The sequence below is a fragment of the Arthrobacter sp. Y3223151 genome, assembly GCF_059091125.1.
The window spans coordinates 89,337-102,450 of the sequence record NZ_JBNHGI010000004.1 but is presented as its reverse complement, the minus strand read 5'-3'; the positions used below and the strand labels follow the sequence as shown (position 1 = coordinate 102,450).

The 13,114-nt window shown below is 62.3% G+C and carries 15 protein-coding genes; 7 read left to right on the top strand and 8 right to left on the bottom strand.

Features of this window, described 5'->3' with window-relative positions:
- Window positions 1–3 precede the first annotated feature (3 nt).
- From AC5RUP_RS07910 to AC5RUP_RS07895, 4 genes are read right to left on the bottom strand one after another with little or no spacing between them, the layout of a single operon-like run.
- Window positions 4–1,434: an aldehyde dehydrogenase family protein gene (locus AC5RUP_RS07910; protein ID WP_494153148.1), complete on the bottom strand. Its 1,431-nt coding sequence runs from the start codon at window positions 1,432–1,434 to the stop codon at window positions 4–6.
- Between the two features lie 59 nt (window positions 1,435–1,493).
- On the bottom strand, window positions 1,494–1,979 hold the full coding sequence (locus tag AC5RUP_RS07905) for a MoaF C-terminal domain-containing protein (protein WP_494153147.1): 486 nt from the start codon (window positions 1,977–1,979) through the stop codon (window positions 1,494–1,496).
- On the bottom strand, window positions 1,976–2,311 hold the full coding sequence (locus AC5RUP_RS07900; RefSeq protein ID WP_494153146.1) for a MoaF N-terminal domain-containing protein: 336 nt from the start codon (window positions 2,309–2,311) through the stop codon (window positions 1,976–1,978). Before AC5RUP_RS07900 ends, AC5RUP_RS07905 begins: the two co-directional genes overlap by 4 nt.
- Before the next feature lie 52 nt (window positions 2,312–2,363).
- Window positions 2,364–3,656 (bottom strand): flavin monoamine oxidase family protein, encoded by a 1,293-nt coding sequence (locus AC5RUP_RS07895; protein ID WP_494153145.1) that lies wholly within the window; start codon window positions 3,654–3,656, stop codon window positions 2,364–2,366.
- Here AC5RUP_RS07895 and AC5RUP_RS07890 point away from each other — a divergent pair.
- Window positions 3,656–4,021 carry a hypothetical protein gene (locus AC5RUP_RS07890; RefSeq protein WP_494153144.1) on the top strand — a complete coding sequence of 122 codons (366 nt, stop codon included), beginning with the start codon at window positions 3,656–3,658 and terminating at the stop codon, window positions 4,019–4,021. The two genes, AC5RUP_RS07895 and AC5RUP_RS07890, sit on opposite strands and share 1 nt — an antisense overlap.
- Window positions 4,022–4,033: 12 nt before the next feature.
- Here the strand turns inward: AC5RUP_RS07890 and AC5RUP_RS07885 are convergent, their stop codons facing one another.
- Window positions 4,034–4,279 carry a hypothetical protein gene (locus tag AC5RUP_RS07885; protein ID WP_494153143.1) on the bottom strand — a complete coding sequence of 82 codons (246 nt, stop codon included), beginning with the start codon at window positions 4,277–4,279 and terminating at the stop codon, window positions 4,034–4,036.
- 46 nt (window positions 4,280–4,325) lie between these two features.
- Window positions 4,326–5,531: an APC family permease gene (locus tag AC5RUP_RS07880; RefSeq protein ID WP_494153142.1), complete on the bottom strand. Its 1,206-nt coding sequence runs from the start codon at window positions 5,529–5,531 to the stop codon at window positions 4,326–4,328.
- Between the two features lie 176 nt (window positions 5,532–5,707).
- Here AC5RUP_RS07880 and AC5RUP_RS07875 point away from each other — a divergent pair, with 176 nt between their 5' ends.
- Both AC5RUP_RS07875 and AC5RUP_RS07870 read left to right on the top strand, forming a co-directional pair.
- Window positions 5,708–6,346: a TetR/AcrR family transcriptional regulator gene (locus AC5RUP_RS07875; RefSeq protein WP_494153141.1), complete on the top strand. Its 639-nt coding sequence runs from the start codon at window positions 5,708–5,710 to the stop codon at window positions 6,344–6,346.
- Between the two features lie 192 nt (window positions 6,347–6,538).
- A complete protein-coding gene (locus AC5RUP_RS07870) occupies window positions 6,539–6,895 on the top strand; it encodes a zinc ribbon domain-containing protein YjdM (RefSeq protein ID WP_494153140.1) in 357 nt (118 codons plus the stop codon).
- Between the two features lie 172 nt (window positions 6,896–7,067).
- Here AC5RUP_RS07870 and mftD read toward each other — a convergent pair whose 3' ends face one another.
- Entirely contained in the window at window positions 7,068–8,264 is a 1,197-nt protein-coding gene (gene mftD / locus AC5RUP_RS07865) for a pre-mycofactocin synthase MftD (protein WP_494153139.1), read from the bottom strand.
- Between the two features lie 163 nt (window positions 8,265–8,427).
- Between mftD and AC5RUP_RS07860 the strand changes: the two genes are divergently transcribed.
- The 4 genes from AC5RUP_RS07860 (at window position 8,428) to AC5RUP_RS07845 (ending at window position 12,378) form a co-directional block, all read left to right on the top strand.
- Window positions 8,428–9,102: an acyl-CoA-like ligand-binding transcription factor gene (locus tag AC5RUP_RS07860; RefSeq protein ID WP_494153138.1), complete on the top strand. Its 675-nt coding sequence runs from the start codon at window positions 8,428–8,430 to the stop codon at window positions 9,100–9,102.
- An 847-nt stretch (window positions 9,103–9,949) separates the two neighbouring features.
- Window positions 9,950–10,696 (top strand): SDR family NAD(P)-dependent oxidoreductase, encoded by a 747-nt coding sequence (locus AC5RUP_RS07855; RefSeq protein WP_494153137.1) that lies wholly within the window; start codon window positions 9,950–9,952, stop codon window positions 10,694–10,696.
- A gap of 743 nt (window positions 10,697–11,439) precedes the next feature.
- Window positions 11,440–11,793: a DUF1801 domain-containing protein gene (locus tag AC5RUP_RS07850; protein WP_494131999.1), complete on the top strand. Its 354-nt coding sequence runs from the start codon at window positions 11,440–11,442 to the stop codon at window positions 11,791–11,793.
- A gap of 216 nt (window positions 11,794–12,009) precedes the next feature.
- Entirely contained in the window at window positions 12,010–12,378 is a 369-nt protein-coding gene (locus tag AC5RUP_RS07845) for a zinc ribbon domain-containing protein YjdM (RefSeq protein WP_494153136.1), read from the top strand.
- Window positions 12,379–12,590: 212 nt separating this feature from the next.
- Here the strand turns inward: AC5RUP_RS07845 and AC5RUP_RS07840 are convergent, their stop codons facing one another.
- On the bottom strand, window positions 12,591–13,040 hold the full coding sequence (locus AC5RUP_RS07840; RefSeq protein WP_494131997.1) for a rhodanese-like domain-containing protein: 450 nt from the start codon (window positions 13,038–13,040) through the stop codon (window positions 12,591–12,593).
- Window positions 13,041–13,114: the final 74 nt, after the last annotated feature.

Genomic DNA, 13,114 nt, shown 5'->3' with positions numbered 1-13,114 from the left:
AGTTTAGTAGCTGATCACGTGGGGCTGGCCGAGGTGCTTGAGGCCTTCGACGCCGAATTCCAGGCCATAGCCGGACTGCTTCGCACCGCCGAACGGAACCCGCGGGTCCACGGCCCCATGCTTGTTGATCCACACCGTGCCTGCCTGGATCCGGGCGGCCACCTCGCGGGCCTGGTCCTTGTCGGAGGACCAGACAGAGGCCCCCAACCCAACCTCGAGGGCGTTGGCCATCTCGATGGCTTCGTCCACGCTGGAGTACTTGACGATCGGCAGGGCCGGGCCGAACTGTTCCTCGGCGACGAGCGGGTTGTCGTTGTCGATGTCAGCGACCAGGGTGGTCGGGTAGAAGTAGCCCGGCTGGCCCTGTTCGGGGTTGCCGCCGAGGACTACGCGGGCACCGGAGTCCTTGGCCGCCTGGACCAGGTTCGCGACGATGTCGTACTGGTTCTTGTTCTGCAGCGGGCCGAGCACGTTGTTCTCGTCCAGGCCAACGCCCATGGGCATAGCCTTCGCGACCTCGGTTAGGGCACTGACGACGTCTTCGTAGATGTCCTCGTGCACGTAGAGGCGCTTCAGGGCAGCGCAGGTCTGGCCGGTGTTGATGAACGCGCCCCAGAACAGGTCCTGGGCGATCGCCTGCGGGTCGGCGTCGGGCAGCACGATGCCGGCGTCGTTGCCGCCCAGTTCCATGGTTAGGCGCTTCACAGTATCTGCGGAGTTGCGAATGATCGCCTTGCCCGCGGCCGTGGAGCCGGTGAACATGATCTTCGCGATTCCGGGGTGTTCGACCAACAGGTTGCCCACGGTCCGGTCTCCAGAGACTACGTGCAAGACGTCGTTCGGGAGCGCTGTGTTCAGGACGTGCACCAGTGCGAGGACCGACAGCGGCGTGGAGCTCGAGGGCTTCATCACGACGGTGTTGCCCATGCGCAGGGCGGGGGCGAGCTGCCACACACCGATCATCATGGGCCAGTTCCACGGGCCGATCGCGCCGACCACGCCGAAGGGGCGGTAGTGGAGTTCGGCCCGGCCGCCGTCGTCGTCGACCAGCACTTCAGTCTCGAGTTCGAAGGATGCCGTAGCGCGCAGCCATGCCGCGCAGGCCCCGACCTCGAAGCGGGCGTTCGGCCCGTTCAGCGGTTTGCCCTGCTCGCGGGAGAGCAGCTCGGCGAGGGCCTCGGAGGAGGCTTCGACGGCGTCGGCGGCGCGGTTCAGGTAGGCGCTGCGCTCCTCGTGGCCGAGGGCCGCCCATGCCGGCTGCGCTTCGCGGGCAGCGCTGACGGCCGATTCGAGATCCTCAGCCGTGTGTTCTGGCGCGCGGCCCACTAGTTCACCGGTAGCCGGATCCTTGATTTCCCGGCCGCCCTCGGACGGCTGGATGACGGAGAGCAGCTCCTCAAAGCTGATGACTGGGGTTTCGAATTGCGTGGTCATGTCTGGTCCTTTTGGTATAGGCGGATTCAGGGGTGCTGTGCGTGCGCGTGGCCTGTGGGTTATTCGGCGGGGTAGTGGGTTTCGTTCAGGACGGTGAACCTGCTGTCGAAGGGCAGGTGCATGGGGGCCAGGGTCGGTCCGTCCCAGCAGAACATGCGCCCGATGGAGCGCTCGTTGGCGAGGTCGATGACCACGAATGACTCGACTGGCATGACGGTTTCGCTCCAGTACAGGAGCACGATCCCATCGGCGAGTTCGAATACCCGTATGGGATCGACGTCGCTCAGGCCCCGTTCCGCGCCCTGGACGCAGTGCCAGACGAACGTGCCGGAGTTGAGGTAGATGTGCTCGTACCGTTCGGTAGGGCTGTAGCGGTAGAAAATGCGCTTGCCTGTTAGCTCGTTGCTTTCCGCGCGAGGTTCAATCGCGCCGGTGCCGGCCACACGACCCGAGAGAAAGTCGGTGTGCATGCGCACGTCCCCGTGGCGGTTTACGAAGAAGGAGTCCGCGACCGTGACCCGGCCGTCAGCGCGGTTGAAGATCATGGTGACGTCGTGGGTGCCGGTGCCTTCGCCCTTGAGGAAGTCGATGTAAAGATCTCCTCGCGCACTTCGACCGCCCTATAGGGGTGGGTGCCGGAGGCGCTGGCGTCGGCGCCGCCTGTGATCGTCCAGGTGACCTCGCCGCGGTCGAAGGAGTGGCTGATGGTCCATCCGTTGTCGAAGGCGAGGTCGAACGAACTGCCCTCGAGTTTGTCGCTCACCGGGAGGGTCGGGTCGCCGAAGCCTTCGAGCATCGCCGTCACGGCGGGCCATTCGTCCTGTGGGACGTAGCCTTGTCCTTCGGCGTGTGCAGTTGCGGTGTCGTTGCTCGTCATGGCGTGTATGTATCCGTTCTTTTGCAGGCTCAAGCCTCGTGGGTTACCTGTGTTAGTCGAGCTTGGCGGCGACGATGCGCGCGGTGGACAGACCGCTTTCGATGGCGCCGTCGATGAAGCCGCCCCAGCCGTTGGCGTAGTCGGAACCGGCGAGGAAAACGTTCCCTTCGGGGCGCTGCATTTCCTCTAGACTTTCCGACAGGTATCCCGTGTAGTGCATGGGCCAGGTGGATTTGGCGAACTCGTCGCCGACCCAGGAGTGCCCGGTGATTTCGAGGACCTCAATGCCGGGGACCAGTTTCTCCAGCACAGCCTGCGCGGCGTCCCTATCTTCGACATCGACTGCGTTTCCGTCCGGTCCGAAGGCGACCAGAGTAGTGCTGTCCTCGTCGAAGTATTCGGACTGGACGAAGTTGATTGGCCAGTCTTCTGCGCCAAAAGCGACAAACCGGTCCCACTTGCCCCTAACCTTGATCCACACCTTCGCCCCCTGGCCTGCTTGGCCGCGTGAGGCAGCGGCCTGCTTGCCTTCCGAGAGCGCGGGCGAGAACTCAACCGAATCCAGTGCGTTCAGCGGCAACGTAACGATCACAGCCTTGGCGGCGTGGGTCGCCCCGTCCGCGGTGGTGACGGTGACCCCGGCGTCGTTCTGCTGTACACACTTGACGGTGCTGCTGAGGTGCAGGTCCGCCGTCGTGTCCGCCAGGATCGCGGCGGCCAGGGCGGCCGTTCCGCCCTGCACCTTGTAGGTGGCGCATGCTTCGAACATGAGCATCCAGTCGCCGCTGGCGGCCGAGCACCAGCGCAGTGCCTGGGTGAAGGCGGCGTCTTCGATCTTGCCGTTGAAGTTCAGCGACCAGAAGGTGCGCAGCAGTTGGCGTGCTTCTTCGTCCAGGTTCAGCGCGTCAATCCGGGCGGAGAGGCTTTCGTGGTCCACGCCCTTGACCGCGGGGTTGCTCAGCGGCTGGTACGGCAGAGGGATCAGTTCGCGGGTTTGCTCCAGGAGGCGTTTGTTGGGTTCGTCGATGATCTCCAGTACCCGCTCGGCCGGTCCCTCGTGCCGCTGTCCGTCGGCCCACCAATAGGCTTTCTCGAACTCCGGGCCGGCGACCACGCCGATGCCGTAGCGGGTCATCTCCGCCCATACGTGGGGCTGGACCCAGTGGACCCAGGTGCCTCCGAGTTCAAGGCCGCGGCCCATCCGCTCTTCCACCCACGTGCGGCCCGCGATCCGGTCGCGCGCCTCGAGGATTTTCACGGTATGTCCACGTTGCGAGAGTTCGCGGGCTGCGGTGAGGCCGGCGAACCCGGCCCCGATGACGACGACGTCAGTAGTAGTGCTCATTGGTTGCTTCTTTCAGGGAATGGTCAGCTGTAGACGAAGAATTCGACGGTGGGTTCGACCACTGTCCATCGGGTCTTGGCTCCCTTGGAGAAGGAGGCCATGCTGCCGGCCTTGAGGTCGAAGGTGTCCCCGTCGAGGACTTCGATGTGGAGGTGGCCGGAGACGATGTAGATGGTTTCGTCTTCTTCGATCGGCAGGTCGAACGGTTCCGGGGCGTCTTCGGGCGTGACATGCCAGATGCCGGACGCGAGGGCCTGGTTGCCGCCGTCGCCGTTGCGGCGCAGCCACTGGACCTGGCCGACCTCGAACGGCTCATATTGGGTTTCCGGTGTGGTCGGCGTGGAAAACGGGTGATGTCATGGTGATCTCCTTGGGGGCTAGTTGGTTGGTTCGGGGGTGGATACGGGATCTTCAGCCGGGTACTCGGTGCGTCGCGGTTCGCGGAGCAACGGCAGCTTTTCCTGCCCGCGGCGGCGGATGGCGTAGAGGACCAGGGAGAGCAAAAGGATGCCGACGCCGATGGAGAGTTCCAGTGGTCCGCCGTAACCGGTGAGTTCGGAGGACAGCGAGCCGACGACCAGAACGACGGCACCGTAGATGGTCAGGGTGATCGCCAGTGGCATTGCTGTGCGCCCGGCACGGAATGGTCGAGGCATCTGGGGGTGGTCTTTACGCAGGATGATGAAGCCGCTGACGGCCAGCAGGATCGCCAGCAGGTAGCCGAGGTTCGCCGGCGACCAGGATCGAGATCGGATTGGAGACGAAGATGATCAGCAGGATGTTCATGACGACGGCGGTAAGGATGGCCCGGGCGGGAACCTGGTGCTTGTTGAGCTTCTCGAACTGCCGGGGAACCAGCCCGTCCAGCGCCGCGCCGTAGAGGGCACGCGAGCCGTCGGCCATGCTGGCGTTGACTCCCATGAGCAGCGCGCCGATGGAGATGATCAGCATGATGTCAGCCATCGGGCCTGCGGGCAGCACGCTGGCGAAGGCGTTGACGAAGACGCCGCCGACGTCGGCCGCCGCGTCTTCGCGGGAGATCAATCCTCCAACGCCCAGCGGAACCAAGGCGAACATGGCGAAGGTGTAGGCACCCGACGCGGACAGGGCGCGCTTGGCGTCCTTGCGTGACTTGTATTCCGGGGTGAAGGAGGCGCACATTTCGGTGCCGTAGGCGGTCCAGCCCACCAGATACAGCCAGACAATCGCGTCCTGCCAGCCGCCCCAGTGGTCGGCACCTTCGCCGCCGAGGCCCCAGGTGAGGTTCTCGACGTGCCAGTTACCGCTGATGATGGGCGAGACGACGAAGATCAGCAGCGGAATGACCAGCAGCGCACCGAGGAGCTTGTTCACCCAGGCGGCGGGCTGCGCACCGAAGAGATTCGGGACCATGATGGCCAGGATCAGGGCGATACCGATCAGTTGGCTCAGTCCGATCTGGGCGATGCCGAGGTCCAGCACCCAGGTCTGGTCCGGGAACCAACGCGCCTGGATGATCGCGCCGGCGGTGAAGCTAACGACTGAAATGACCGCGGACCAGCCGAACCAGTAGCCGAAAGTGGCCAGCGCACCGGCGGGCGCGAAACGTTCCTTCCATGCCTCGTGTGCATAGACGGGGACTCCGCCCGGCTTGTTCGGGAACATGGACGCCATTTCGGCAAAGAGGTTGTTTTGAAGCCAGCCGATTCCTGCCGCCAGTGCCCAGATGAACAGGGCGGATAGGGCGCCGATGGCGGCCATCGTGGCGCCGAAGGAGACAAACAATCCGCCGGAGACGGCCATAGCCAGAGCGAAAGCATCCTGCCAGCGCAGCGTCTTGTGAAGTGACGGTTCCGCTGCCGGAACGGCGGCAGCGGGTGAGTTTGGGTTGGTCATCACGGGACCTTTCAATGAAGAATGCCGGAACGCATCGACAAGTGAGTGTGAGGTGGGGCACGTCCACCCACAACTATGCACTTGCTTAGTTCCGAACGTCAATAGGTTTGGAAAAGTTCTTTTCTGGGCCGAGGGCTCTTGGGAGATCGGACCGCTTGTGTAGATAGACTCGTTTCATGCCCAGTGGACGAGCGCACAAATACGGTGACGGGCGGGAAGCCCTCTTGGCCGCCGTCGTAGGAGTCGTGGCTGAAAAAGGGCTGCGGGGCCTGACCTACCGCGCCGTTGCGGAGCGGGCAGGCGTGAACAACACGCTGATCTCCCACTACTTCGGTTCACGAAGCGCACTGTTGGAAGCGGCTATGGAATGGGCCTCTGCTCGGTCCATCCGTCTCAGCGATCTATCGGCCACCGAGGAAGTCAATGAGGATTTCGCTCGCGCCCTGGTGGAACTCGTCCAGTCAGAACCAGAGCTGCAGCTGTTCCAGTACGAAATGATCTTGGAATCCCGGCGAAAACCAGAACTCCGCCCCTCAGCGGTCAAGCTCTATGAGAACTACGTCGCCTCGATGCAACAGGCGCTGCAGAAACACGGCTATCAAGACACAGGCCCATTGGCGCGCGCAATTTTCGCAGCCCTCGACGGCTTGGTCCTGCAGCAACTGACAGTGGCCGATACCGGTTCAATACATGATGCGATCCTGCGAGTAGGGCAGCTGCTGGAAAGGACGCCTCGTCAGCAGAGCTCCGTCCTGGAGAAAACACATTTGGCCCCGAGCAACCCGTTGGGTAGTACAACGGCGAGAGCTATATGACGCGGCGACTCGCTGGCATGTACCCGCCAGGTTGTAGTCGGTGGAGTTGGTGAAAATCAGACCCGCCTGCCTGGCCGGGGCAGGGCAACATCGTTGACGTCGAATTCTGGCGCCTGCAGGTACGGGCAGACCTGCGGACGGCGGCGCTCCAAGAGGTTATTCGGCTACGGAACGTGGTGGAATTTAGGTTTAATGTCTGACGCTCCGCCGGCTTGCCCGGAGTGCCACGAGGTGTTCACCTACGAGCAGGGCCGCTTGCTGGTGTGCCCGATGTGCGGCCATGAATGGCCGAAAGACTCGGCCGAGACCACGCCCGAGACCGCTTCACTCAAGGATGCCGTTGGCAATGTGCTCGCCGATGGTGACACGGTCACGATCGTCAAGGACCTCAAGGTCAAGGGCGCCGCTGGCGGTGTGGTGAAGGTCGGCACGAAGGTGCGCGGCATCCGACTCATTGAGGACGGCGTGGGCGATCACGACATTGATGCGACTGTTCCCGGGTTTGGGCGGATGCAACTAAAGTCCAGTGTGGTGAAGAAAGTCCTCTGACCTGCGCCCATTCCCAATAGACATGGGTTTAGTCGGTTGTGTCTGCAACCGCTTAGGAGACGCTTCCCAGATTTCGGTCTGGGAAGCGTCTCCTTGGTTTAGTCCACCAGACTTCTCAACCTACTTACGCAGCAGCGCATTAGTTCGACTCGTTCACACTAGTAGACGCACTCTAAACGAGAGTTGCAACTCGCTCGAATGCAGACTTCTCCAGAATGAATCCATCCGGGATTACCAAGTCATCCTTGCTGATTTGGTCGATGCTATCGTGTCCCAACCCAAGCATGAACTTCTCCATGCTGGACCGTAAAGCGGTGATCACTTCGGTGACCCCCCGCTCTCCATCGGCGGACAGCCCAAACAGCCAAGCTCGTCCGGCGAGGACCACGTCCGCGCCGAGCGCCAGCGCCTTGACGATGTCACCACCCCGTCGGATCCCACCGTCGTAAGACACTTGAGCCTGCCCGTTGACCGCCGAGACGATCGCGGGGAGTGCGCGCAGCGCCGACGGCGTCGTGTCGAGGTTGTTTCCGCCGTGGTTGGATACCCCGATTGCTGTCGCACCGGCGTCGATCGCGCGGAGAGCGTCGTCCGGGTGCCAGATTCCCTTGATCATGAACGGTCCGCCCCAAGCCTCCTTCACCCACGCAACGTCATCCCAGCTCGGGAGCGGGGTATCAAGCCATTGCATAAATGCGTCCATCATTGTGGGGGCATCGCCGATCCCGTCGCCGAAGTTCGGCACGGTAAGGTCGGGGACTTGGCCACGCTGCAGGTAGCTGCTGAGCCACCTGGGCCGGGAGAGTGCTACCGGGGCGAATCTGATCATCTCGGGCAGGTTGAGATTCCCTGGCATGGCCGGGGATCCCCAGTCTCGGGCCTGGATGGGAAGAGCGTCCATCGTCAGGATCAGGGCCTTCGCGCCCGATGCCTTCGCCCGTCCGATCCGCACGGCAATGTCATCACGTGTGCCGGTCCAGTACAGCTGATAGATCGCGTTCGGGTTCTCGGCGATGACATCTTCGAATCGGCTCGAGGCGAAGTTGCTGTGCCCGAGGGTGAGGCCGGCCTTTCTGGTCGCCCTGGCCACGGGGACCTCCCCGTCGACGTGCATCGCCTGCGCCCCCGCAGGACTCATGATCAGCGGGAGCGACATATCGATGCCCATGAAATTGGTGCTGTAGTCCCGACTCTCAACCTCAACACCTACACGCGGGATCACGCCGATACTGTCGAAGGCTTCGAGGTTCTGGTCCAAAGTGGCACCGCGCTCGTTGCCGGCAAGTAGTGCAGAGAATACTGCGCGCGGCAACCGTTTTTTGGCTCGCTGTCTCGCGTCTTCTACCGTCTCGATTGGCTTCCTCGCCATGATCTCTCCTCGGTTGTTGGGGTTGGCTGCGATGCAACGAGGGCCGCTGTCTCGGCCCGGCTCGCACCATGCCATGCTGTAAATGGAACGTTTGTAAGGTGTACGTGACGTCCGACACTACCCTAATGGTACTCAGTACCAAAAAGGGGGGCATTCCTGATGAGTGGGAGAAGTGGACTTGGCGAGACAAGGCGAAAATGGGCGTGGCGGGCGACCGTATGCCTCATCTGCAGCGGAAATTGAGGAATGTGCTATAGGGCTGTTCCTCGAGAAGGGATTCGATCAGACTTCGATGTCCGAGGTCGCCGCGGCCTGCGGCGTGGGTCGCACGACTCTCTTTCGCTACTTCCCATCAAAGGCCGACATCCTGTGGGTTGGCTTCGATGACCACCTCGTACGTCTAGCCGAACTCCTGCACTGCCAGTCCGAGAACCTCCCGGTCCTTGCGGCGGTAGAGGGTGCGGTTCTCCAGGCGTTAGAGGAAGCTGCAGATGAACGGCAACTATGGAGGCGGCGTTTCAAGGTACTTGAGCAAACCCGGTCCCTTCGCCCTAGCGTGTCGATTCGATGGTTCGACTGGGGGCGAACTGTTGCCGAGTTCGTCGGAGAGCGCACAGGTACCCATCCAGAGAGTGTCATTCCCTCGAGCATCGGCGGCGCTGTCCAAGGGGCTTTCTTGGCGACCTTGCGGTCATGGGGTCGAGATGAAGGGTTCAATGGGGACGTAGTCGCACGTATGGGAGAGGCTCTTGGCCCTATGTGTGAAGCACTCAGTCCTCTCATTGGCGAAGGGCGAACCGAGAGCTCCCAGTGTCAGAAACTCCCGGAAGTTATGTGATGCCCAGCGGAGGAATCCTCGAGAGCTCCCCAGCGCGTTCAAGCTGAAGGTTCAAGGCAGATAGAGAAGCTCCTCTGGCCCGGCTCCAAGAGCTTCCTGTTTTCGGCGAACATAGGCACGTGCAAGGTATTGAGCAGAGACTTTGCGTTGTGACGTAGGAGCGGAGACGAACTCCGTGGGGAGCGAGCTGAAACATTAGCCACATGAAGACTTGCCGATTGCTTGGCGCGGTTCTCGGCGTCATTGCGCTAATAAAATGTGAAAAGCCCTGGCCCTCCTCTGCCTCCCATCGCTGTGGTCGCCGCCTTGCTGCTGGACTGGGTCTTGCGCCAGTAAGCACGTCCCAAGATCGCGATCCTGCACCAGTCGGTAAGGTGCGCAAATGTCCGCTGAGGGACCCCCAAAACGGAACGATTTTAAGTACTGCCACCGATATGGCTGGGGGAGTCGCAGATCATTCAACTCCTTGTATAAGTCCTCGCATCTCCGTGTTGCGATGGCCCGCCGTCTAACGGGTCACTTTGAGTAGCAGCACCCGTCCCGTGCGCGGACGAGGTTTACCGGAATCGCACCTCGCGGGGGGGCGAAGAACGCGATCCGGGCTGCGTGATCTGTAGGGAGAGTGAGGTGCCCTGCCTGAGCACGGCGGACCAAGCCCCGTCCGGCACCAGCGAGGGGCTCGGCGAGTAACGCGTGGCCACCCGTCTTTGTTGACGCTTCAACAAAACACGGCTAGATTAGATGCATACGCATAAAGAATGCGGTACAGGGCCAACGCGTATGCAGGCATGCCGCCGCGGCCGACGCAGCACAGACCGCTGCGCAGCGATATGAGGAGGACCGAATCATGGGAAAACTGGACGGCAAGGTTGCCATCATCACCGGCGCGGCGCAGGGCATGGGCGAATCCCATGTCAGGCGTTTCGTGGCCGAGGGTGCCCGGGTGGCGTTCACCGACGTAAATGAGGAACGCGGGCGTCAGGTCGCGCAGGAACTGGGCGAAAGCGTGCTCTTCCTGCGCCACGATGTCACCTCACTGGCCGACTGGCAGAGAGTCGTGGCGGAAACCGAACAGGCCTTAGGTGCCGTGAACATCCTGGTCAACAATGCCGGTATCCTCGGCCCCATTTCCCCCACCGTGGACTTGGACGAAGAGGAGTACCTCAAGGTGATCGCGGTCAACCAGAATTCACAGTTCTACGGCATGAAGACCGTCCTTCCGCTGATGCAGAAGGCTGGCGGCGGATCCATTGTCAATATCTCCTCGACCGCCGGCATGGTCTCCGTCATCGGCGCGCCGAACCTTGCGTATGTGGGCAGCAAGTTCGCTGTGCGCGGCATGACCAAACACGTAGCCCAGCAGTACGGCCCCGACAACATCAGGGTCAACTCCGTGCACCCGGGCTACATCAAGACGCCGATGATGGAGGCCGCGACCGACGAGACCGGCGGCGGCATCGCGGAACAGGTCCCGTTGCGCCGCATGGCGGACCCGAGCGAGGTTTCCAACCTCGTCCTCTTCCTGGCCAGCGACGACTCGTCGTACATCAGCGGCATGGAGCACGTCATCGACGGCGGCCTGACCGCCTCCTGATCCGCAGGCCGCTACCGTCCGGCCGTTTTGCCGGACGGCGCGGTTCTGCCACCGCTGCCGCCCGGGGCTGCGGCGCTACCGCCCGGAGTCGCGCCGTCAGCCCGCATGCCGGGGCTGCCGTTCGTCCGCGTCCATTGCGGGTCCCGTGCGGAGGCGCGAATCCGTATGCCGGCCGATGCTTTCAGGGGCAGGGACGTGAACGGCTCCGGCCCGTCCGCAGCGTGACAGACACCGGCGCCGGCGAGACGCCCGCGGCTGTTCGCCGGGCACCTAGCTTCGCCGTCGAGAGCTTCCACAAGTTCGGAGGGGATTAGTGTTGTCATGGGCCAATCCTCCCAATTTGAGCGGTTATTTCCTCGAGAGGCAAGGACGAAGCGCCGCCACGACTGGTTGTCGTGGTGGAGCTTCGGACTGCTGCGAAGCGAACTTTGGTGAAGTCTGCAGACCGAAGACTGGAAACCCCTCGCGCAAACACGCACGTAGGTGAGGTTATTCTTTTACGGAACGTGGTGGAGTTCCGGTTTAACGTGTGACGAATTTTGCAGAATCGGCGGTGTACTCCGTCTGCATGTCAGGTACCCTGATTGCGGTGGTACGAGCCACCGAACGCACTTCCACGTGGCAACCACGTGAATCATCGAGGAGAGGCCTGAACGTTCAGGACATGTCCGGATGGGGTGCGGCGCAATAATGCGCCAACTTCATTCCGCCGATGCCGATATCGGCTGACGAAAGGACGTGACATGTCATCGAAGGACGAGAAGAACCTGACGCAGGTTATCGACAAGATCTCGAAGATGGACGAGCCGCGGCGTTCGGTCATGCAGAGTGTGCATGACACAATCATGGCTGCGGCACCCGTTCTGAAGCCGCGGATTTGGTACGGAATGCCCGCCTACGCGAAGTCGGCGAGCACTCCCGCGCTCGTGACGCTGCGCAACGACGAACGGTTGAATCTCGCGATCACCGAGAAGGCGCCCTTCCGAGCCGCAGGCGGCGTTGATGGGCAATTGATGCCGGCCGCGTGGTATTTCGAGACCGTGGACGAGGATACGGAGAAGCGTATCGCGGCGATCGTCCGTTCGGTGGTCGACTGAGCATCGAGTGAGCGCCTTCTCACCCCTCCCTGAGCGCGACCGATCGCGGCCCGTCTTCGGGGAGGGTCGAGGCAGTGATTGGCCGCGGATGCCTGGACGCCTTCGTCGGCGATGCGCCAGCCGCGGTGAAGCCGACCCTGCGAGATGCATACACAGTCTATGGCCAGCGCTGGTCAAAGGTTATTCGGCTACGGAACGTGGTTGAATTTCGCTTCAATGTCTGACGGTCTGCCGCTTTGCCCGGAGTGTCACGAGGCGTTCACCTACGAGCAGGGCCCCTTGCTGGTGTGCCCGATGTGCGGCCATGAATGGCCGAAAGACTCGGCCGAGACCACGCCCGAGACCACGCCCGAGACCGCTTTGATCAAGGATGCCGTTGGCAATGTGCTCGCCGATGGTGACACGGTCACGATCGTTAAGGACCTTAAGGTCAAGGGCGCGGGTGGCGGTGTCGTGAAGGTCGGCACGAAGGTGCGCGGCATTCGACTCATTGAGGATGGCGTGGGCGATCACGACATTGATGCGACCGTTCCCGGGTTTGGGCGGATGCAACTGAAGTCCACCGTGGTGAAGAAGGTCCTCTGACCCGCGGCCATTGCCCATGTAGGGGTTTCGTCGTCGGCGAGCCTGTTCACAGCTAGTCATCGAAGACCAATCGATGCATCGGCCGCTGCGCTATCTGCGGCCGGACCTCGGCGCCGGCCAACCTTGGGCGAGGAGACGGTACGCCGCCCTGACACACAGGGATGAAGTCCTGAGATTTCGTATCTTCGATGCCGCGAGCGCAGGCAGGTTAATTAGTCGGACTGCTTGCGCAGTGCTGCCCAGGCTTGGAAACCGCCGATAAGGTCGGTCGCACGGGTCAGTCCCAGCCGTTGCAGGGTGTGGGCAGCGAGGCTGGAGCTGTAGCCCTCATTGCAGACGACCACGATCCGTCGAGCGGGGTCGTCAGCGATCGGGAGCCGGTGGGGGCTGGAAGGGTCGAGCCGCCACTCGAGAACGTTTCGGTCAATGACGACCGCTCCCTGAAGATCACCGTCGCGTTCTCGCTGATCGACCGGCCGTGTGTCAACAACAAGGGCGCCCACGGCCATCTCCCGCTCAAGATCCGAAGCGTGAACACGCTCGAGCCCGATGCGGCTCTCAAGGAGTAGTTGGTCGATCGTAAGAGCCCCGGGGGAATCGTCGGGATCTGGACTGCGTTGGCAGGTCACGCCGCCGTCGTCGGAGATGTGACGCTGCTTCACCGTTTTCCTCGCTTTGCCTGCTGATCGGTCGGTCGTTCCAAGCGCAATGATGAGCTACTTTGGTCGTCAATTTC